Genomic DNA, 22,384 nt, shown 5'->3' with positions numbered 1-22,384 from the left:
GATACTATCCTATGATATATACTAGTAAGTACTGGTTTACATCAGTTTTAGATGACAAAATGCTTACTTCTTATGATCACTGGGTGGCACAGTATGCGAATTCCACTACATATACAGGTATAGTTAGAATGTGGCAGTATAGTTCAACTGGCACAGTAAAAGGAATAAATACCAGCGTGGATATGGATACATCGTTCGTTGATTATTCAGCTCAAATAAAGTTACTTCATTTAAATGGATTTTAAATTAAAATAGAATAAAGAGGAGGATTATTATGATATCAATACTTGAAAAGTTCTTAAAAATTTTGCTAGTACCAGCCTTAATTTTAACTATTATGGTAGGATGCTCAAGCACACCCAAAGCTGTAATTAAAAATACAAATAATACAGCCAATAGTACAACTAAGAGTACAGCAAATAATACAGGTACCACTGTAGCTAAGTCAACTACTAAACAACCTGCAGGTAACCTTGTTAATAATACCTCAAATATAAAAAATGATTCTCAGAAAACACTTATTACAAACATTTTCAACTTAGCAAAACAAGGAAAAGTCATTAACTCTGATTTCCCTGCTAAAACTACTAATATTGATACTGTATACGAAAAGTTAGAAAAAGCAGACAAAATCGATTATGTAGTAAAGGCTAAAGGAAATTATGCCACGTTTACGAAATACAAACTAGTTTTTGGATTTAACAAAGGATCTCAAATTTTTGAAGTCAGAACTTTTGACGATAAGATAAGCAAAGTTTCTCTTTCTATGGTAAAAAAGGCCTTGGGATCTCCTGCATATGATGTAAAAGCTAATGGTCAAGAAATTATTGGGTACATTGCAAGTAAAGAGTATAAACTATTACTGGTATTCAACTCATCAAAGAGCAATAGTGATCCTCTAATTGACCACTATTCTGTACTATATCCTAAAGGCACAGTTAATTCAATGGCTAATGATTCTGGACGAGAGTGGTGATATCTAAAGAGGTAGCCAATTGAGGTTCAGTTGATGGTAATAAATTAAATGATGTTATAAGTGAAAATTCTTTAATTATTAAAATAGGAGACAAGAAACCTTTAATCTAGCTCATGCCTTAAGTTAAGGTGTGGGCTATTTTACGTTTATATTTGTTACTCAGGTAATATTTAACAAGTCATTAGGGGGAAAGGCCGAGCCATTAATTAATGGAACTACTGGTTTTTTATATTGGAAAAGAAATAAATTTTCATATGTTACGATTGTAAGAAGATATTATGTATTGACACAATGTAACTTTATGTATAATATTATAGGTAATATACAATATTAAATAAAGGAAAATGGTGGACTGAAATGAGAATCTAATCTTATCTATATGGACTAATTTATTTACATGAAAATTTAAACCTTTAAAGGGTTTGTTTTTAATGCGGAATTTTATAGTTTTGGATGGGATAGAGGTACACTAGGTTTATATTTTTTTGGTATTAGTAAAGGATTCTTTAGAATACTATTTTGATATGTTTTTTTAGTGCGAATTTTATCCTCTCCAGGAAAAAAGGAGGGGTTTTTTTATGTTAATTTTGCAAATAAGAAATATTAAAAAAAGTTTTGGTGATAGATTACTTTTTGACATTAAGAGTTTAAAGATTAATTCTGAGGAAAAAATAGGAATTGTAGGACTTAATGGAACTGGGAAAACAACTTTAATGGATATTCTTTCAAAGAAGCTAGTTCCAGATGAAGGTTACGTGAATATATATGGTAGTTATTCTTATATAACTCAGTTGGATTATAATTTTGATGAAAAGCCTTCCATTCAAGTGGCTAGCTTGTTTAAGGTACCATTAAATCAGAGCAGTTTTATGAGTGGTGGGGAAAAGACAAGACTTAAGATTGCTAATAGTTTAAGTGGGAAAACAAATATAATTTTTGCGGATGAACCTACATCTAATTTAGATATTGAAGGGATTAAACTTTTAGAGGAAAAGTTATTAGCCCATAAAGGTGCTTTGGTTCTGATTTCTCATGATAGATTTTTTTTAGATAAATTGTGTAATAAAATAATTGAGTTAGAAAATGGGGAAATTAAAATATATAATGGAAACTACAGTTTTTATAAAAAACACAAGCAATTAGAAAGGGAAAGACAAAGCATTGAGTATGCTAAGTTTATACGAGAAAAAAAAGGGCTTGAGGAAGCTATTGTAGATAGAAAACATCATAAAGATAGTATGAGAAAAACGCCTAAGCGTATGGGTAATTCTGAAGCAAGACTTCATAGATTAGGAAACCAAAAGGCGGAAAAGAATGTAGATAACGCGACATCGCTTAAATCTAGGCTTGAGAAATTAGAAATAAAGGATAAACCTTTAGATATATATATGACAAAGGTTGATATACAGAAAACTGAAAGATTACACAGTAAAGTTTTGATTAAAGGAAGCAGGATTAACAAAAGTTTTGGAAGTAGAAAAATATTTGTTAATGCAAACTTTCAGGTATGTAATGGGTGGAAGGTCGCTTTAATTGGAAATAATGGTTGTGGCAAAAGTACACTTATATCTATGATAATAGAGAAAGACGCAAATATTAGTAGTTCTAGTACTCTAAAGATAGGTTACTTTAGTCAAGATTTAAGTATACTTAATGAAGAAAAAAGTATACTTGAAAATGTGCTTAAGGATAGTGTATATGATGAGACTCTTGTACGGATATTGTTGGCTAGACTTTTGATTAGAGGTGAGGACATTCATAAAAAAATCAATCTTTTAAGTGGTGGGGAAAGAGTAAAGGTATCTTTTGCAAAAATATTTGCTAGTGATATAAATATGCTAATTCTAGATGAACCTACAAATTATCTTGATATTTACTCATCAGAGGCAATTGAAACTGCTTTAAAAGAATTTAAAGGTACAATATTATTTGTCTCTCATGATAGAAAATTTATAAGTGAGGTGGCGGATCATTTAATGATAATAAATAACAATAAAATTGACGCTTTTAGTGGCGGATATGATGAATATGTAGAAAAGCAAAATGATAAACCACAAGTTTTTAATCAAAAGGATCGAAGGCTAATTATCGAAAATAAAATTTCAGACGTTTTAGGAAAAATTTCAATGCCAAGTAAAAAAGACAATGTGGAATTATTAGACTTAAAATATAAAGAACTCATAAAGGAATTAAAAGATATTAAAAGCTTAGATTAGTGGATTAATTAAAATAAAATATATGAGATAATAAAAATTTTAATGTAACATAACTTAATTTATTATGGGAATATTAATAATGGGTGATGTTTATGAGGAAAAAAATATTAGTAGTTATGTTTGTGTTTGTTATGTTGCTACATTCAACGGTGTCTTCTGCTTTAGAATTTAGATATATCCAAATTTTTGATCCAAAACAAGATAAGGTAGTAAAGGTAGTTCAGTTAAATGATGAAATTCATAATATGATTTTAAGTTCGATAAAGGATGTGGATAGTTTATATCCAAAAAGTAAACCACTTACGGATGATGGGTATGCAATGAAGGTTCCGATTTATCCTGCTGTTAGGTTAGAGGGAAAATGTCTGAATACACTTGTTGATAATATTTTTATAATAATACCACAACATGAGGACCCATTTTTTATGGTATTTGAAAATAATAATAAGCAACTTTGTTTCCCTTTCAAAGGAAATGTAAATGATTTGTCAAAACTTTTAGATTTCAAATTGAAAAGCTAATGAAGTTTTTGAATGCAATATTAATATTGTAGGAATTATAAAATAAAATGCTAAGTGATAGAATAGGGGCGTGGTACCCTATTTTTTTTTTATATTTTGATGGTTAACAACTAATATATACTTGGTAGATGTGTTATTATGAAGTTTATAAATAATGACAATTAAAATGTAATTGTATTCTAAAGTGATGGGGGAATTTAAATGTCTACACTAGTAATAATAGTTTTAATACTTACAATGATCATTTCTATAATTTCGACGCTAGCTTATTCCGTTAGAATTGTAGGGGTAAGAACAGGGAGAATAGCAGTATCTTTCGCAGTATTTAATATTTTTGCGTTGGTGTCTAGGACTGCAAATAGTATTCAAGCACCACTACTTGCTAAAACAATTGAGAGTACTATAAAAATAGGAAATCCTCAGAGTTTATTATCTACCTTTAGGTGGATATTATTTTCTACAACAATTGCAACTATTATTGGTGCAGCACTTATGCCAACATTTATAAAGGTTTTTGAAAAAGTAGTAGAATCGTTTAGTGTTAATCGTTCTATACCTAAATTATTATTGCATGCTTTCTCAAAATCAGGAATAGAGCAGTTTAAAAGTAGCGTTACAAAACCTAGAAAAGAAAATTTGGCACAACTTAAAAATTTCAAAGCAATGCCTAAAAAGATTATTTTGCTTAATTCTATAGCTTTTTCAATATCTACTGTTGGTGTTTTGGCATCATTGTATGCAGGTTGTTTGAACCCGGATTTAAGGACCACTTGTAGTACATTATCAGCTGTTATTAATGGCAGTTCAACAATACTTATGGTTATATTCATAGATCCATTTATATCAATTTTAACTGACGATGTAATTAATGGAGAGTGTAGTCAAATGCAGTTTGACAGATGTATTATTTTTATTGTTGGAGGATTAATAGTAGGAACAATATTAGCTCAGTTTTTATTAATTCCAGCAGCGCAGGTAATATCGTTTATAGCAAAATTAATTTAAAACTAAAGAGCGTGGGTTTAGTAGTTTTTACAATAATTATTATTAGTACATATTTAGTATTATTGTAAAGCATATAAAATACAGTAAATAATTACTAGAATAAATCGCTAAATAAAACTCTATTATAGTACATAATGATGTTATCATAGTAAATGATAAACATTCTTAAGTTAATATAAAATAATAAATACTATATTGACATATTAAAAAGATATAGTTAGAATATAAAGTAACGAACAAACGTTCATATAATGATAAACAAGGCGGTGATTTTATGTATGAGTTTAAGTTACATTCAAAGTTTAAACCTACTGGAGATCAACCACAGGCTATTGATAGCCTTGTGAAAGGAATTGAAGCAGGTGACAAATTCCAGACACTTAAAGGGGTAACTGGTTCAGGTAAAACTTTTACTATGGCTAATATTATTGAAAGGGTTCAAAAGCCTACCTTGGTGCTAGCTCATAATAAAATCTTAGCGGCGCAACTTTGCTCAGAGTTTAGGGAATTTTTCCCGGACAATTGTGTTGAGTATTTTGTGTCATATTATGATTATTATCAGCCAGAAGCTTATATTGCACAGACAGATACATTTATAGAAAAAGATTCATCTGTTAATGATGATATTGATAAATTAAGACATTCAGCTACTTCTGCTTTACTTGAGCGTAATGATGTTATTGTGGTTGCTTCAGTTTCATGTATCTATGGTCTTGGTAATCCAGAGGAGTATAAAAAGCTTACGGTTTCGCTTAGGGAAGGCATGGAAAAGGATAGAAATGAAGTAATAAGACATCTTGTAGATATACAGTATGAAAGAAATGATATGAATTTTATTCGTGGAACTTTTAGAGTGCGAGGTGACACTATTGATATATTTCCTGCATCGTCATCTAGTGAGGGAATTAGGGTAGAATTTTTTGGAGATGAAATAGAGAAAATAAGATCATTTGATGCTCTTACAGGAGAAACTATAGGAATCCGTAAACATGTATCTATTTTCCCGGCTTCCCATTTTGCTACCTCGAAGGATAAATTAGAGGTTGGTATAGCTCAAATAGAACAGGAGCTTGAGGCGAGATTAAAGGAACTTATTTCAGAAGACAAACTTTTAGAGGCGCAAAGACTTAAGCAAAGAACTAATTATGATATTGAAATGATGAGGGAGGTTGGATACTGTACTGGTATAGAGAATTATTCTAGAATATTAGATGGTAGACCTGCCGGAACAGCACCTCAAACATTGATGCAATATTTTCCAAAGGATTTCTTGATGTTTATAGATGAGAGTCATGTAACTCTTCCACAGGTTAAGGCTATGTTTGGTGGGGATAAATCAAGAAAAACTAATTTAATAGATTACGGTTTTAGGCTTAAGTCAGCTTATGATAATAGGCCATTAACTTTTCCAGAGTTTGAGGAAAGTATGAATCAAACAGTATTTGTAAGCGCAACACCAAGTGCTTATGAGGAAGAACATAGTGAAAACATTGCAGAACAAGTAATAAGACCTACAGGATTATTAGATCCGCAGATTGTTATAAGGCCAGTTAAAGGACAAATAGATGATTTATATGCTAGCATTCAGGACACAATAAAAAAAGGCTTTAGAGTTTTGGTTACAACGTTAACTAAAAAAATGTCAGAGGATTTGACTAAATACTTTAGAGAAATGGATATGAAAATAACTTATTTGCATTCGGATATTGATACAATAGAAAGAATGAAAATTATCCAGGATCTTAGGCTTGGCACATTTGATGTGTTAGTAGGTATAAATCTTTTAAGAGAGGGATTAGATATTCCAGAGGTTGCACTTGTTGCGATACTTGACGCAGATAAGGAAGGATTTTTACGTTCTGAAACATCATTAATTCAAACAATAGGAAGAGCTGCAAGAAATTCAGAGAGTAGAGTAATAATGTATGCAGATAGAATTACAAAGTCTATGAAGAAGGCTATGGATGAAACTACAAGAAGACGTAAACTTCAGATGGAATATAATGAAGAGCATGATATAGTACCAACTACTATTGTAAAAGATATTAGAGATGTAATAGGATCTATAACGGTAGCTGAGGATGAAGAGATATATGAATCTCTTGAAGCAGCTAAAGAAGCAAATTATGATGAAACTAAGAAATTAATGGATAAGTATGAAAATGAGATGAAGCAGGCAGCTAAGGATTTACATTTTGAAAAGGCTGCTCAGCTTAGAGATATAATTTATAAACTTAAAAAGCAGATTAAAGACATTTAAATTTAATGGAGAGAATATTCTGGTTTGATTGTTTTGTAACTGAGGAGGAGAACATGAGAGATAAGATTTTTATAAAAGGCGCTAAGGTTCATAATTTAAAAAATGTTGATTTGGAGATACCAAGGGACAAGTTAATAGTGTTTACTGGACTTTCAGGATCTGGTAAGTCATCCCTTGCTTTTGATACATTATATGCTGAGGGACAAAGACGATATGTAGAGTCATTATCTGCCTATGCAAGGCAGTTTCTAGGTAATATGGATAAGCCTGATGTTGAATATATAGATGGGTTATCACCTGCTATTTCTATAGATCAGAAAACTACTAATAGGAATCCACGTTCTACAGTGGGTACTGTAACTGAAATCTATGACTATTTGAGATTACTTTATGCTAAGGTTGGAATACCACATTGTCCTAAGTGCGGAAAGGAAATCACTCAGCAGACTGTGGATCAAATGGTGGATAGAATAATGGAGATGCCACTAAAAACTAAGATTTCAATTTTAGCTCCAGTGATAAGGGGAAAAAAGGGTGAACATGCCAAGGTAATAGAGAATATTAAAAAAAATGGTTTTGTGCGTGCTAGAATAGATGGCACTACTGTAGAACTTATGGAAGAGGATATAAAACTAACAAAAACTAAAAAACATAATATAGAGATAGTAATAGATAGAATTTCTGTAAAAGAGGAAGTAAGAAGTAGACTTACCGAATCTTTAGAGAGTGCATTAAAATTAGCAGAAGGTACTGCTATCGCAAGTGTTGTCGATGGTGAAGATATACTTTTTAGTGAACATTTTGCTTGTATAGATTGTGGTATTAGCATTGGGGAGTTGGCCCCTAGGATGTTTTCTTTTAACGCTCCTTATGGTAAGTGCGATTATTGTGATGGACTTGGTACTCTTATGGAAATTGATGAGGACCTCATAATACCAGATAAAAGTAAGAGTATTAAAGGCGGAGCTGTTATGTCTTTTGGGGAAGGCAGTCTTAAGGAAGACTCCTGGACTTTTTCAGTATTAAGGGCTCTGAGTGAAAAGTACAAATTTAGTTTGGATACACCAATAGAGGATTATGACCCAGAAATTCTTAAGATATTATTGTATGGAACAAATGGTGAAAAAGTTAAGGTTAATTATGTTAAGGAGTATAGATCGGGTACTTTTAATCATTCATATGAAGGTATTATAAATAACTTAAAGAGAAGATATTTTGAAACCTCTTCTGACTATATAAAAAAAGATGTAGAACAATATATGGGTGACAATGCATGTCCTAAGTGTAAGGGTGCAAGGTTAAGCCCTGAGGTACTTGCAGTAACAGTTGGTGGTAAGAATATAAGTGAATTTTGTCAATTATCTATTATAGATGAAGTTATATTTTTAAATGATATAAAATTATCAGAGAAAAATAAGATTATATCTAATCAAATATTTAAAGAGATAAAAGATAGACTTAATTTTTTAAAGGATGTTGGGCTTGATTATCTTAATTTAGCTAGATCAGCAGCAACATTATCTGGTGGAGAAGCACAAAGAATAAGACTTGCAACTCAGATAGGGTCTAGTCTGATGGGCGTTTTATACATATTAGATGAACCTAGTATTGGTCTTCATCAAAGGGATAATGATAAACTTATAAAGACATTAAAACATTTAAGAGATATAGGAAATACTGTAATTGTTGTAGAACATGATGAAGATACTATGAAGGCATCAGATTTCATTGTAGATGTTGGCCCAGGTGCTGGTGAACATGGTGGAGAAATTGTCGCTACAGGCACAATTGAAGATATAAAAAATTGTGAAAGATCGATTACAGGGCAATATTTAAGTGGCAAGAAAAAGATTGAGATTCCAAGCAAAACAAGAGGATCAAATGGCCACTGCATAAAAATACTTAATGCAAGGCAAAATAATTTAAAGAATGTTAGTGTTGATTTTCCATTAGGTGTATTTACTTCAGTTACTGGTGTTTCAGGTTCTGGAAAGAGTACTTTGGTAAATGAAATTTTATTTAAAGGTCTTAATAAAAAATTGAATCATTCTAAAAAGAATCCTGGACTTCATAAAGATATTTTAGGGTGGGAAAATATAGATAAAATTATCAATATTGACCAAGGGCCTATAGGGCGTACTCCAAGGTCAAACCCAGCTACATATACTGGCGTTTTTGATGTGATTCGTGATGTTTTCTCCATGAGTTCTGAGTCGAAAATAAGGGGATATAAACCAGGAAGATTTAGCTTTAATGTGAAGGGTGGAAGATGTGAAGCTTGCCACGGTGATGGAATAATCAAAATAGAAATGCAATTTTTATCTGATGTTTATGTTCCTTGCGAAGTTTGCAAGGGAAAAAGATATAACAGAGAAACTTTAGAGGTTAAGTATAAGGGGAAAAACATTGATGATATTTTAAATATGACTGTTGAAGAGTCTGTTAAGTTTTTTGAGAATATTCCGAGAATTCATAGTAAACTTAAAACATTAATGGATGTTGGTCTTGGTTATATACGTCTCGGTCAACCTTCAACTCAGTTATCAGGTGGTGAGGCTCAGAGAATTAAACTTGCTTCTGAATTATCTAAGAGAAGTACGGGTAAGACGTTTTATATTTTAGATGAACCTACTACAGGACTTCACATTGATGATGTTAGTAAACTTATTATAATACTTCAAAGACTTGTAGATTCAGGAAATACAGTTGTTGTAATTGAACATAATCTAGATGTTATAAAGTGTTCAGACAACGTTATAGACTTAGGACCTGAGGGTGGAGACAAGGGTGGAAGCATTTTATGCACTGGTACACCAAAAGAAATATCTTTAAATGTAAATTCATATACAGGACATTATCTAAAAAAAATGTTATAATTTATATAAGGCTAGCATAAAATGAATGCTAGCCTTTGATTATTTTTTAAAGAGGAGAAAGTGCATTATGGCTGAGATAAGCAAGATTATGAAATATGCAATTATAGCGATTATTTACATTATAATAATATTTGCATTGAGAATAATGTATAAAGACATAAAAGGTGGTGCAAAAAAGAAACCAGTTAGAAAGAAAACTATGGGTCTTGAAGTTATTGATAGAGGAGATAATCTTAATTTAAGGGTGGGAGCAGTTATACCATTAAATGACCAACTAACAATCGGTAGAAAGGCAGATAATCTTTTAATTCTGGGAGATAAATATGTGTCTTCTGAGCATGCAAGAATATATTTAAAAAACACAGATTATATTTTGCAGGATTTGAGAAGCACAAATGGTACTATGCTGAACAATAAACCGGTTAAGGATACAGTGTATATAAAAAAAGGTGACGTAATTAAAATAGGAACTTCAACATTTAGGGTTATAGGGTAAATTATGAGCGCAAACGAGGTGATATTATGGATAGTATAAAACAAGAGAAGAAGCTTCTGCGGTATACTTATCTTTTGTGTATAGTTTTATTTTTGAATATGTATTTGATTGGGAAAAATAAGTTTGATACAAACGCTTTAGTAATGGGTGGAATAATTTGTGTTGTTTTTGCATCTTCGCATTTTATAATAAGAAGATTTTATCCAGATGGGGACAAATACATTTTGCTTTTTTCAAATGTATTGGCGGTCATAGGTATAGGAATGTTATATAGGCTAGACTCAACAGTTGCGATGAAACAAGTTATTTTTTATGCAGTTGGAATTGCTGTATTTATTTTGGTTGTAGTTCTTTTCCCGAGTTTAAGTAAGTTTGGAAAGTACAAATATTTTTATATGATATGTACTCTTATTCTTATGTCATTGGGAAGTATAATGGGAGCTAGAACTAATGGTTCTAAAAATTGGGTAGAAATAGCGGGGTTTACTTTTCAACCAACAGAATTTGGTAAATTATCACTGGTGGCTTATTTAGCATCATCGCTGCAGTATTATGGAATAAAAACAAAGGGTAATTCAGAAATTTCTAAATTTAAGGCCTTAATTGAACCTGGAATAGTAGTTATGATATCACTTGGATTCATGGTAGTTCAAAAAGATTTGGGTTCAGCCCTTCTATTTTTTGCTATATCAATAACCATGTTATATATTACTACTTCAAATTTTAAATATATCCTAATATGTTTAGTACTATTTATAATAGGCGGATTCATAAGTTATCAAATGTTTGGACATGTGAGGCTGAGGTTTATGATTTGGGGTAACCCATGGAAGTATGCTACCGATCAAGGACTACAGGTAGTACAATCTTTAATTTCCATAGCCTCGGGAGGCCTTTTCGGAACAGGTCTTGGCCTTGGACATCCTGGAATGGTTCCAGTAGTTACTACAGATTTTATTTTTGCTGCTATTTGTGAGGAAATGGGACTTGTTACTGGATTTGCTATTCTTATTTTATACTTTTTATTGTTTTACAGGTGTATGAGGGTACCTATTTATAGCAAGGATAATTTTACTAGACTACTTGCGGTGGGATATAGTACAATGCTAGCTGCTCAAGTATTAGTTATAGTAGGAGGAGTAGTTGGAGCGATTCCACTAACGGGTATAACACTGCCATTAATTAGTGCTGGAGGAAGTTCTATGTTAATAACTTTCTTCTCGCTAGGTATACTTCAAAAAATTTCGGAGGACGGTCAAAATTATGAATGATTTTGTTGGAAATATAAAAAGAGTCTTATTTGTATTTTTATTATTATTTATTGCTTTGATTACCTACATATCTTATTCGTATATGTTTAATAGTCAGAAAGCTGTAGCTAGTACATTTAATAGAAGGCTTTGGGCAGAAAGAAATAAGGTTCTACGCGGAACAATTTATGACAGGAATATGTTAGCTTTAACAAAAAGTACGAAGACGAGTGAAACATCTCAAAAACAACAATATTTGCAAGGTACAGTTTTTGCACATGCTATAGGTTATATGGACCCTATTTATGGGCTTTCTGGTCTTGAAAAAAAATATGACGCACAACTTATGGGTAATAATGATGATGATGTACTTTCAAAATTTGTGTTTTTTAATAAAAATGAGGATCAAAAAGTTGGTAATGGTTTAAGAACTACGCTTGATTCTAAACTTCAAAATAAGGCATATGAGCTTTTAGGTAATCATCGAGGCTCTATAGTAGCGTTGAACCCTAAAACTGGCGAAATTTTAGCTATGGTATCGACGCCATCTTATGACCCTAATAATTTAGCTGCAGAATGGAAGAGCATAAATGCAAATAAGGAAATGCCACTACTTAATAGAGCAGTTTCTGGGCTATATCCACCGGGTTCTACATTTAAGACTGTTACGGCAGCAAGTGGTTTAGAAAATATAGCAAATGTTTACAATAGTAGTTTAAATGATAATGGCAGTTTAGTTGTCAATGGAACAAGACTTTTGGGAGATTATAATGGTGAATCTTTTGGTAATATAGATTTTAAATCTGCTTATATGCATTCTAGTAATGTATTTTTCGGGTCACTAGGTCTTGATTTAGGAAATGATAAACTAAAGGAAACAGCTGAGGAATTTTATTTTAATAAAAACATTCCAACTATAGGTTTAACTGTAGAAAACAGTGTATTTCCAAGTTATAAAAACAATGAAAAAGGTAATATTGCGCAGAGTGCTATTGGTCAGGCAGGTGTTCTAGTTACACCTATGCAAATGGCATTAGTTGTGAGTGCAGTTGCTAATGGTGGTCTCATGATGGAACCAATGCTTGTTAAAGAAATATTAAGTAGCAAGGGTAAGTCTATAGAAACTTTGCAGCCTAAGCAACTTGGACAAGTGATGACAAAAAACAATTCTGATATCATGAAGGGGTTAATGAAGGCTGTAGTGGCTCAAGGTACAGGCGCTAGCGCAGCTCTTCCTGGTATAGTGGTTAGTGGTAAAACAGGTACTGCAGACCATGATGACCCAAGTAAACAAGAAGCACCACATGCTTGGTTTACTGGATTTGCACCTTATAATGATCCTCAAATTGCGATAGCAGTAATTGTAGAGGAAGGCGGACAAGGCGGTGTAAAAGCTGCTGAGATAACTAGAGAACTTATTAGAACTTATTTGAAGTAAAGCTATAACATTGTAGATTATAAGAAATGTGTAGTATGAACATAATGGATAAAATATAAAGTCAAATATTATTATAATATTTGACTTTATATTTTATCTGTCACAATTTATTTAGTAGTATAATTAGATATAATGACGTATAAAATGAATGATTAGATAGAATGAATAATATATGTAGTAAGTTGTAATAAATTGCCCGGGAAATTTAAACGTATAAGTATAATTCTTAATATATATGTTTAAGTTAATATGATTATATAACATAAAGGGGGTACGCTGTTGTGTTTGACTTTGATTATCAACTAAAGACTCTTCCAGATGCACCAGGAGTATATCTTATGAAAAATAATCTTGGTGAGATAATATACGTTGGAAAAGCTAAGATATTAAAAAATAGAGTAAGGCAGTATTTTAAGGCATCAAAAAATCATTCCGTAAAAGTTAAGGCTATGGTGAAAAATATAGCTGAATTTGAATATATAGTGACTGATTCAGAGATGGAAGCTTTGATTCTTGAGTGTAATCTTATTAAGAAATATACCCCAAGATATAATATCTTGCTAAAAGATGATAAACATTATCCATTTATAAAGATAACTATTAATGAGGAGTTTCCAAGGATATTTGTAACTAGAAATATTGCAAGTGATGGAGGAAGATATTTTGGGCCATACACAGATTCCGCAGCTGTATATAGTACCATTGAACTTATAAAACAAATATTTCCGCTTCGAACATGTAGAAGAAATATTAAAGAGGGTGTCCTGCATGATAGACCATGTTTGAACTATCATATAGGACTATGCAAAGCCCCTTGTACAGGCTATATTAGTAAAGAAGATTACGGAAAGATTATAAAAGGTGCTTTGGAGCTACTTACAGGAAAAGATAAAAGTATAAGGGATGAATTAAAAAGGAAAATGGAGAATGCATCGGAAGCTTTGGAGTTTGAAAAAGCAGTGGTGTTTCGGGATAAAATAATGGCTATAGAAAAAATAAATGAGAAACAGAAGATTATTATAGGAAATTGTGAAAATGAAGATTTCATTAATTTATATGTTGATGAAAAAGATGTTTGTATTCAAGTGTTTTTCCTTCGAGATGGCAAGATTGTAGGTAGAGAACACTTTATTTTAAATGATGAAGCAGAGGATGTAGGGAATGAACTTATAGAAGAATTTATAAAGAGATTTTATGGTGGGACTGCATTTATTCCAAAAACAATTTATGTACCTTTTATAAGTGAGGTAGAAATACTTGAGCAGTGGCTTAGTGATAAAAAAGATTCAAAGGTAATTATTAAGATTCCTCAAAAGGGAGAAAAGAAAAAGACTTTAGAGATGGTAGCAAACAATGCTAAGATAACTCTTGAGAATTTTAAATTGAAAGATATGCAGGATAAGGAAATTCATAAAATTGCAATGCAGGAGATTACAGAATTATTAAAACTTGATGAAATACCTGATAGAATCGAAGCATATGATATCTCAAATATAATGGGGGTAGATTCTGTAGGGAGTATGGTGGTTTTTGAAGGAGGAAAGCCTAAAAGCAGCGATTACAGAAGGTTTAAGATAAAGTCAGTAATAGGTGCAAATGATTATGACAGTATGCGAGAAATTTTAGAACGAAGATTTCGTCGAGGCCTTGATGAGGTGAAGAGAATAAAAGAGAGAAATTTAGAACTTAGTAAAGGCAAGTTTTGTGTGTTTCCGGATTTAATTCTTATGGATGGTGGAAAAGGCCAAGTTAATGTGGCTCTTGAGGTTTTAAATAACCTCAATATCGATATACCAGTATGTGGAATGGTCAAGGATGATAGACACAAAACTAGAGGGTTAATATATAATAATATAGAACTATTTATGAAAAGTAATTCCCAAAGTATGCACTTGATTACTAGAGTGCAAGATGAGGTTCATAGATTTGCAATTACTTATCATAGAACGCTTAGGGATAAAAGAACATTATATTCTGTGCTAGACAACATACCTAATATAGGTGAAAAGAGAAGAAGAGAGCTACTTAAAAAGTTTGGTAGTATCGATAATATAAAAGGCGCTAGTACAAAAGAACTAATGGATACACCATCTATGGACAGTAAGTCAACCCAGTGTGTTATAGAATATTTTAAAAACAATAAATGACCTTAGACGTAATACTTATGTACATCAAAAATTTAAACGGTTGAAATATCTTAGTAAAAAGGTTAAACTAAAGGAACTATAACTTACATAATATAAATATTATTTATATTATGTTGTGTAAGATTATAAATATATTAATATTTTCAAGGAGTAGAATGATGAAATCATATACGGAAATACTTAAACAAATAAATAAAGTGACAGATAATGCTAATATAATGGTGGATGAACTAATGGAAAACCATACTTCTTTTAGAGTGGGTGGACCGGCTGATATTTTGGTAACACCAAATGATGTCCTGGAAGTTCAAGCTTTAATAAAAATATGCAAAAAATATAAGGTTAACTATTTTTTAATAGGAAAAGGTTCTAATTTATTAGTTAAGGACGGTGGAATTCGCGGCGTTGTTATAAAACTATGTAATCTTAATAAAATTGAGGTTGATGGAAATGAAATAACAGCTCAAAGCGGAGCTAGCTTATATGATGTTACAATGTCAGCATTAGATAGTGGGCTTAAAGGTATTGAATTTGCTAATGGAATACCAGGTAGCATTGGTGGCGCAGCTGCTATGAATGCAGGAGCATATAATGGCGAAATGTCTATGGTTCTAGATAGCATACTTGCAATAGACAAGGATGGAGAATTATTAACTATAGAAAAAGATGAGATGGAGCTTTCTTACAGGAGTAGCGCTGTTCTTAAACATGGATATACAGTGATAAGTGTTACTCTTAAGCTAGAGCCAGGTGACAAGGCAGTTATAAAAGCTAGAATGGATGACCTTGCAAAAAAAAGAAGTGATAAACAACCTTTAGAATATGCATCAGCAGGAAGTACGTTTAAAAGACCTGAGGGGCACTACGCAAGTGTGCTTATACAAGATTCAAATTTGAAAGGTACTCATGTTGGTGATGCAGAAGTGTCTGTTAAACATTCAGGTTTTATTATTAATAAAAAGAATGCAAGTGCAACAGATATTTTGGATTTAATCAAGCTTGTACAAGATGAAGTACAAGAGAAGTTTGGTGTAAAGCTTGATACCGAGGTAAAGATATGGGGAGAGGACAAAGAGTCTTCTGAAATTTCGTTAAATCAATGATCTTTTTATGAATAATTAAAAAACGATAAAATAAATATGATTTTAAAATGCACAATAAGACAAAATGTTGTGCATTTTTTTTATATTTACATATCTATAATTATGATTATTTGTGTTATAATTAAAAATGAAACTGTATTAGTACAACTAAGTAGACAAGCATTTAAGGCGAATAATTGATAATATTGAAATATTATTAGTAATAATAAAATATTTGGTATAATAGAAATTCTTGATTTTGTAGAGGGGGTTTTTTTTAATGAGATTTGTTATATTGACAGGGTTATCAGGTGCTGGAAAAACACAGACGGTAAGAAATCTTGAGGATCTGGGATTCTTTTGTGTGGATAATTTGCCACCAGTTCTAATTCCCAAATTTGCTGAGGCATGTTATCAATCTAATGGTAATATTGACAGAATTGCTTTAGTTATAGATATTCGTGGTGGAAAGTTTTTTGATGATTTGTTTGAAAGCTTAACGTATCTAAGAGATGAAGGATATGAGTATGAAATATTATTTTTAGAGGCTTCAGATAAAGTGCTTATTAAAAGATATAAAGAGTCAAGGCGTAAACATCCTCTAGCACCAGAGGGAAGAGTTGTAAATGGAATTGAAACTGAAAGACGAAAACTTAAGGATGTTCGTGAGCGTGCCGACCATATAATTAATACATCTAAGCTTTCTGCAAGAGAACTTACAGAAGAAATAAATAATATTTATGGTGAGGAAGGGCAAATAGAAACTAAACTTGTTATAACTGTGGTTTCGTTTGGATTTAAATATGGTATTCCTGTGGATTCCGATTTGGTATTTGATGTTAGATTTTTGCCAAACCCTTTTTATATTCCAGAACTTAAGAAGTATTCAGGCAATGACCAACCGGTTCGAGATTATGTATTAGATTTTGAGGGGACTAAAGTATTTATAGAAAAACTTCAAGATATGTTACAGTTCCTTATCCCGAATTATAAAAAAGAAGGAAAAAGACAACTTATAGTTTCCATAGGATGTACAGGGGGAAGACATAGATCTGTTGCTATAGCAAATAGAATTTATGAAATCCTTAAGCATAATGGATATAACGTTAATATAGATCATAGGGACATAAATGAAGATGTAAATAGAGGTGATGGTAAGCTATGATGCTAAAGAATTTGTTGAAGCCTGGGATTAATATAAAAAGGTGGATTCTTCTAGGTATTGTAGGTGCTTCTATTTTAGTATTTGGAGTTGTCGAACTAATAAATAAACATTACCACTCTATGTCAAAAATGGCTCTAGCAGCACTGATTATAGTGTTTGGAGCTTTGACCATATATCTTGCTATAATGCAAGTTATAAAATTCTTTGTTATATTGATTAACACAGGTAGTGTTGATGTTGATATAAGTTCAACAAAATTGGAAGATTTGATATATGAAAAGAGAGTACTTGTAAAGGGACCTAAGATTGTAGTGATTGGTGGAGGCACCGGCTTATCTACAATGCTTAGAGGTCTTAAAAAATATACTAATAATATAACAGCAATAGTTACAGTTGCAGATGATGGTGGGGGATCAGGTGTTTTAAGAGATGATTTAGGAATCCTTCCTCCTGGAGATATTAGAAATTGTATTTTAGCTTTAGCAGATACAGAACCATTAATGGATGAATTATTACAATATAGATTTAAAGATGGAAGATTAAAGGATCAGAGTTTTGGTAATTTGTTTTTAGCAGCGATGGATGGAATTTCTAACAATTTTGAGGAAGCTGTACAGAAAATGAGTTCTGTACTAGCGGTAACGGGTAGGGTTATACCAGTTACTTTAGATAATATGACATTAAAGGCGAAGCTTAAAAATGGGAATATAATTGATGGAGAATCTAATATTCCTAAAGGTGTAATAGAGAATAAGAGTCCTATTGATGAAGTCTTTATAGAACCTAAAGATGCTAGGGCACTTAAGGAAGCGTTAGTTGCTATAGGTGAAGCGGATGCAGTAATTTTAGGCCCGGGAAGTCTTTACACTAGTATTATTCCTAATCTACTAGTAAAAGAAATAAGAAATGCATTGTATAAGACAAAAGCTATAAGAATTTATGTGTCAAATATAATGACCCAACCGGGTGAGAGTGACAATTATAGTGTTAGTGATCATATTAAGGCTATAAATAGACACGCTAAAGGCAAAGTCGTTGATTATGTTTTGGTGAATACAGGGAAAATAAGTAGTGAACTAGAACTGAAATATCATATTGATAATTCAAATATGGTTATTGTAAATGAAGAGGAAATTAAAAAACACGGCATAGGGGTAATTAAAAGTAATTTTGTTAAAGTAGGGAAAGATCATATAAGACATGATACGGATAAGCTTGCAACCATATTAATAGAAACAATTATGGAGAAAAAGTTCTTTAACGATAAAAAGAAAATAGTTGAATACTTTTATTTATCACAGAGCCTGAAGGAAAATAAACGCAATAAGGAGTAGAGTAATGTCATTTTCGTCTAAGGTTAAAAATGAAATTTGTAGATTTACAGATATGAGCAAGCAAGAGGCCATGGCTGAAATGGCGGCTATAATGAAGGTTAGTGGAACTATTGGACTTGGATCAAACAAACAAATAAATTTTCAAATAACAACTGAAAATCCTGCGATAGCAAGACTTATCTTTAAATTGTTAAAGGAACATTTTGGTATTCATGCTAGATTATTAGTTAAGAGAAGTAATTCACTTAAGAAAAAAAATGTATATGTCGTTATAATTACAGAAGAAATGGGTGTTAAAGACTTATTAAAGCAAGTGGCAGTCCTTGAGGATGAAAACTTTTTTTCAATAGATTATACTATACCTAGTAGGTTAATTGATGCTGAGGAATGCAAACGTAAATATATAAGAGGGGCCTTTTTAGGTGGTGGAAGTATTAGTAACCCTGAAAAGAACTACCATGTTGAGTTTGTGACTCATGATAGTGATTATGCACAGGAATTAAGCACACTTATTAATAGCTATGGATTATTTTCAAAAATAATACAAAGAAAAAGTAGTTTTGTTATTTATATTAAAGAAGGTGAACAAATTGTTGATCTTCTTAACATAATTGGAGCACATAATTCTTTGCTATTTCTAGAAAATGTAAGGATAATGAAAGAAATGCGAAATAATGTGAATAGACTTGTGAACTGTGAAACTGCTAATCTTAGTAAAACAGTAAATGCATCAGTTAGACAAGTAGAAAGTATAAAATTAATACAAAATGAAATAGGTTTTAAGAGATTGCCCAAAAATTTGAGGGAAATAGCTGAGTTGAGGCTTGAGTATCCTGATGAATCTTTAAAAGAACTTGGAGCAATACTTGAACCTCCAGTAGGAAAATCTGGTATTAATCATAGATTAAGAAGAATAGAAAAAATTGCTGAAGAATTAAGGAAAGAAGGAAGGTAAGAAGATAATGTCAAAGCATGAGGAGATAGTTAATCATATACTTGGGCTGCAAATTGGAACCAAAATATCTGTAAGAGGCATAAGTTCTGAACTAGGTATTAGTGATGGAACATCCTATAGAGCGATAAAAGAAGCAGAGAACATGGGTATTGTTAATACCGTTCCTAGAGTTGGAACAGTAAGAGTTGAGAAGGTATATAAAAAAAATATTGATAGTCTTACTTATGCTGAAGTTATAAGAATCCTTGATGCTACTATTTTGGGTGGTAAAGAGGGGATAAATAAAAGTTTAAATAAATTTATTATTGGAGCAATGTCTGTTGAATCAATAATTAGATATCTGAAACCAGGGTACCTTCTTATTGTTGGAAATAGAGAAGAAGCACAACAACTTGCTCTTGAAAATGAGGCAGCAGTACTAATTACTGGAGGTTTTGATTGTAGTGAAGAGGTAAAGAAACTTGCGGATGAAAAAGGAATTCCTGTTTTATCGTCAACTTATGATAGTTTTACAGTGGCTAGCATGATAAACAAAGCTCTTTATGAAACTATGATCAAAAAGGAAATTATTTTAGTTGAAGATGTGATGGATACTAATACTACTTGTCTTATGGGTACTGACACTGTTGCTACTTGGAGGCAACTAATGATAGAGACTAACCATGAGAGATATCCAGTGCTTGATGAGAACATGAAAATTATTGGGATAGTTACATTAAGAGATCTACAAGGATGTAACGATGATGATGAACTTATCAATAAAATTATGAATAAGAACCCTGTATGTGTAACACCTAAAACAACTATAGCTTATGCAGCTCATATTATGGGTTGGGATGGAATTAAAATTTGTCCTGTGGTTGATAGGAAAAAACTTGTAGGGGTTCTAACTATAGAACATGTTATAAAAGCAATGGAGTTTGCACTTAGGCAACCACAAGTTGCTGAAACTTTAGAAGACCTTATTTTAATGAATTTTACATGTGTACACGAGGAGAATAGTTTGCATTTTAATGGTCAAATCATACCACAGATGTTAGATCCTTTTGGAACGGCTTCTTGGAGTTCACTAAATATGCTCTTATCAACTATGGGGATTATGTCATTAAGGCAGAATAATAATATTAACATCTCAGTAGATAGTATTATGTCGTATTTTATGAAACCTGTGCAAATGGGTAGTGATATAGATGTGTATGCAAAAATCATTGATAAAGGTAGGAGTTTTTCTAAGGTAGAAATAAACATGTACAATAAGAATAATGAGCCTATTGCAAAGTCTATGATTTCAGCCAAAATATTTGGTAAATAATATGTTTATATAATTTATGGTTTGAGGGGAAGTGAAAAAATGACTGAAGAACTAAGGACAAAAGAAAAAGAAGATTTAGGGAGTTTTGTACATCTTCATGTGCATACAGAGTATAGCCTTCTTGATGGTTCGGGAAAGATTAAAGAGCTTATAGCTAAAACCAAAGAGTTAGGTATGAAAAGTATTGCTATAACAGACCATGGAGTAATGTATGGATGCGTAGAATTTTATAAACAAGCGAAAGAACAAGGAATCAAACCTATTATCGGTTGTGAAGTATATGTTGCGGCTAAATCTATGAATATAAAGCAACCAGACAGGGATAATGCTACCCACCATTTAATACTTTTAGTTAAGAATGCTAAGGGTTATCAAAATTTGATGCAGATAGTATCAGCAGCGTCCATTAGGGGTTTTTATTATAAACCGAGGGTTGATTATGAATTTCTATCAAAGTATAGTGAAGGAATAATTGCTAGTAGTGCTTGTCTTGGTGGTGAAGTTCAAAGCCTTCTTTTACGAGATAATTATGAAAAAGCTAAGGAAATAGCATTGAAATATAGAGATATATTCAAGGATGGCTATTATTTGGAGCTTCAATATCATGGTATGCAAGACCAGTTTAAGGTTAATGAACTCTTGGTTAAATTATCAAAGGATACAGGAATTCCACTAATTTGTACAAATGATACTCATTACATAATGCAAGAGGATTCAAAGGCTCATGATATTCTTTTGTGTATTCAAACAGCAAAAACTGTTGATGATGAAAATAGAATGAGATATCCATCAGATCAGTTTTACTTAAAGTCTCCTGAAGAGATGCAAAAGACTTTTGCGTATGTTCCAGAGGCACTTAGCAATACAGTTAAAATAGCCGAGATGTGTAATTTTGATTATGAATTTCATGTATCTAAACTTCCAAGGTTTCCATTGCCCCAGGGTGTAGATCCTTATGAATTTCTAAGAGAACACTGCTACGCTGGCCTAGCTCCTAGATATGAGGAGTTTAGTGCTGTACTTACTGATGGATTCTCTATAGAGTCCATAAATAAAATAGCAGGGGCCAATCCAACTGCTAAGTTGTATGTGGATAGACTTGAATATGAACTTAATATAATAAAACAAATGGGATATGTAGATTATTTTCTTATAGTATGGGATTTTATCAAGTTTGCAATAGATCATGAAATTCCAACAGGTCCTGGGCGTGGGTCTGCGGCAGGTTCAATAGTTGCTTATACTTTAGATATAACAAAGATTGATCCTATTAAATATAGCCTTATTTTTGAACGGTTCTTAAATCCAGAAAGAGTATCAATGCCAGATATAGATTCGGATTTTTGTTATG

17 protein-coding genes are annotated in these 22,384 nt (G+C 31.9%); all 17 read left to right on the top strand.

The window, feature by feature from the left end; all coding sequences use genetic code 11:
• Positions 1 to 245 (top strand): GH25 family lysozyme (locus tag Q0649_RS22415; protein ID WP_298847163.1); only part of this gene is annotated, 245 nt, incomplete at its 5' end.
• Between the two features lie 29 nt (positions 246 to 274).
• Positions 275 to 976 carry a YjgB family protein gene (locus tag Q0649_RS22410; protein ID WP_298847160.1) on the top strand — a complete coding sequence of 234 codons (702 nt, stop codon included), beginning with the start codon at positions 275 to 277 and terminating at the stop codon, positions 974 to 976.
• Between the two features lie 578 nt (positions 977 to 1,554).
• The gene (gene abc-f / locus Q0649_RS22405; RefSeq protein WP_298847157.1) at positions 1,555 to 3,192 is read left to right on the top strand and encodes a ribosomal protection-like ABC-F family protein; all 1,638 of its coding nucleotides are present in this window, start codon (positions 1,555 to 1,557) and stop codon (positions 3,190 to 3,192) included.
• Positions 3,193 to 3,284: 92 nt separating this feature from the next.
• Positions 3,285 to 3,713, top strand: a complete 429-nt coding sequence (locus tag Q0649_RS22400; protein ID WP_298847154.1) for a hypothetical protein — start codon at positions 3,285 to 3,287, stop codon at positions 3,711 to 3,713.
• A 201-nt stretch (positions 3,714 to 3,914) separates the two neighbouring features.
• Positions 3,915 to 4,718: a lipid II flippase Amj family protein gene (locus tag Q0649_RS22395; protein WP_298847151.1), complete on the top strand. Its 804-nt coding sequence runs from the start codon at positions 3,915 to 3,917 to the stop codon at positions 4,716 to 4,718.
• A 274-nt stretch (positions 4,719 to 4,992) separates the two neighbouring features.
• Positions 4,993 to 6,978: an excinuclease ABC subunit UvrB gene (uvrB, locus tag Q0649_RS22390; protein WP_298847150.1), complete on the top strand. Its 1,986-nt coding sequence runs from the start codon at positions 4,993 to 4,995 to the stop codon at positions 6,976 to 6,978.
• A gap of 53 nt (positions 6,979 to 7,031) precedes the next feature.
• A complete protein-coding gene (gene uvrA, locus Q0649_RS22385) occupies positions 7,032 to 9,854 on the top strand; it encodes an excinuclease ABC subunit UvrA (protein ID WP_298847148.1) in 2,823 nt (940 codons plus the stop codon).
• 67 nt (positions 9,855 to 9,921) lie between these two features.
• The gene (locus tag Q0649_RS22380; protein WP_298847144.1) at positions 9,922 to 10,350 is read left to right on the top strand and encodes an FHA domain-containing protein; all 429 of its coding nucleotides are present in this window, start codon (positions 9,922 to 9,924) and stop codon (positions 10,348 to 10,350) included.
• 26 nt (positions 10,351 to 10,376) lie between these two features.
• Positions 10,377 to 11,621 (top strand): FtsW/RodA/SpoVE family cell cycle protein, encoded by a 1,245-nt coding sequence (locus tag Q0649_RS22375; protein WP_298847141.1) that lies wholly within the window; start codon positions 10,377 to 10,379, stop codon positions 11,619 to 11,621.
• On the top strand, positions 11,614 to 13,038 hold the full coding sequence (locus Q0649_RS22370; protein WP_298847138.1) for a penicillin-binding protein 2: 1,425 nt from the start codon (positions 11,614 to 11,616) through the stop codon (positions 13,036 to 13,038). Before Q0649_RS22375 ends, Q0649_RS22370 begins: the two co-directional genes overlap by 8 nt.
• A gap of 281 nt (positions 13,039 to 13,319) precedes the next feature.
• On the top strand, positions 13,320 to 15,185 hold the full coding sequence (uvrC, locus tag Q0649_RS22365; protein ID WP_298847135.1) for an excinuclease ABC subunit UvrC: 1,866 nt from the start codon (positions 13,320 to 13,322) through the stop codon (positions 15,183 to 15,185).
• A 158-nt stretch (positions 15,186 to 15,343) separates the two neighbouring features.
• Positions 15,344 to 16,288: a UDP-N-acetylmuramate dehydrogenase gene (murB, locus tag Q0649_RS22360; protein ID WP_298847132.1), complete on the top strand. Its 945-nt coding sequence runs from the start codon at positions 15,344 to 15,346 to the stop codon at positions 16,286 to 16,288.
• Positions 16,289 to 16,547: 259 nt separating this feature from the next.
• The gene (gene rapZ / locus Q0649_RS22355) at positions 16,548 to 17,432 is read left to right on the top strand and encodes an RNase adapter RapZ (RefSeq protein WP_298847130.1); all 885 of its coding nucleotides are present in this window, start codon (positions 16,548 to 16,550) and stop codon (positions 17,430 to 17,432) included.
• Complete coding sequence (yvcK, locus tag Q0649_RS22350) at positions 17,429 to 18,766, top strand: YvcK family protein (RefSeq protein ID WP_298847128.1); 1,338 nt, start codon at positions 17,429 to 17,431, stop codon at positions 18,764 to 18,766. Before rapZ ends, yvcK begins: the two co-directional genes overlap by 4 nt.
• 4 nt (positions 18,767 to 18,770) lie before the next feature.
• Positions 18,771 to 19,721, top strand: a complete 951-nt coding sequence (whiA, locus tag Q0649_RS22345; RefSeq protein WP_298847126.1) for a DNA-binding protein WhiA — start codon at positions 18,771 to 18,773, stop codon at positions 19,719 to 19,721.
• Positions 19,722 to 19,728: 7 nt separating this feature from the next.
• The gene (locus Q0649_RS22340; protein WP_298847124.1) at positions 19,729 to 21,033 is read left to right on the top strand and encodes a DRTGG domain-containing protein; all 1,305 of its coding nucleotides are present in this window, start codon (positions 19,729 to 19,731) and stop codon (positions 21,031 to 21,033) included.
• 39 nt (positions 21,034 to 21,072) lie between these two features.
• A partial coding sequence (gene dnaE / locus Q0649_RS22335) for a DNA polymerase III subunit alpha (protein ID WP_298847122.1) occupies positions 21,073 to 22,384 on the top strand: 1,312 nt, incomplete at its 3' end.

This window comes from uncultured Clostridium sp. (assembly GCF_937920395.1).
In the GTDB taxonomy this organism is placed as follows: Bacteria; Bacillota; Clostridia; order Clostridiales; family Clostridiaceae; genus Clostridium_AD.
The sequence above is the reverse complement of the archived record's forward strand: the minus strand, read 5'-3'. Positions and strand labels throughout refer to the sequence as shown.

Bases quoted from the DNA above. Each gene is read 5' to 3' on its own strand.
- Q0649_RS22375 (WP_298847141.1), top strand. From the start codon at position 10,377: ATGGATAGTATAAAACAAGAGAAGAAGCTTCTGCGGTATACTTATCTT.
- yvcK (WP_298847128.1), top strand. From the start codon at position 17,429: ATGATGCTAAAGAATTTGTTGAAGCCTGGGATTAATATAAAAAGGTGG.
- Q0649_RS22400 (WP_298847154.1), top strand. From the start codon at position 3,285: ATGAGGAAAAAAATATTAGTAGTTATGTTTGTGTTTGTTATGTTGCTA.
- Q0649_RS22380 (WP_298847144.1), top strand. From the start codon at position 9,922: ATGGCTGAGATAAGCAAGATTATGAAATATGCAATTATAGCGATTATT.
- rapZ (WP_298847130.1), top strand. From the start codon at position 16,548: ATGAGATTTGTTATATTGACAGGGTTATCAGGTGCTGGAAAAACACAG.
- Q0649_RS22340 (WP_298847124.1), top strand. From the start codon at position 19,729: ATGTCAAAGCATGAGGAGATAGTTAATCATATACTTGGGCTGCAAATT.
- whiA (WP_298847126.1), top strand. From the start codon at position 18,771: ATGTCATTTTCGTCTAAGGTTAAAAATGAAATTTGTAGATTTACAGAT.
- Q0649_RS22410 (WP_298847160.1), top strand. From the start codon at position 275: ATGATATCAATACTTGAAAAGTTCTTAAAAATTTTGCTAGTACCAGCC.
- Q0649_RS22370 (WP_298847138.1), top strand. From the start codon at position 11,614: ATGAATGATTTTGTTGGAAATATAAAAAGAGTCTTATTTGTATTTTTA.
- uvrB (WP_298847150.1), top strand. From the start codon at position 4,993: ATGTATGAGTTTAAGTTACATTCAAAGTTTAAACCTACTGGAGATCAA.
- uvrA (WP_298847148.1), top strand. From the start codon at position 7,032: ATGAGAGATAAGATTTTTATAAAAGGCGCTAAGGTTCATAATTTAAAA.
- murB (WP_298847132.1), top strand. From the start codon at position 15,344: ATGAAATCATATACGGAAATACTTAAACAAATAAATAAAGTGACAGAT.
- Q0649_RS22395 (WP_298847151.1), top strand. From the start codon at position 3,915: ATGTCTACACTAGTAATAATAGTTTTAATACTTACAATGATCATTTCT.
- abc-f (WP_298847157.1), top strand. From the start codon at position 1,555: ATGTTAATTTTGCAAATAAGAAATATTAAAAAAAGTTTTGGTGATAGA.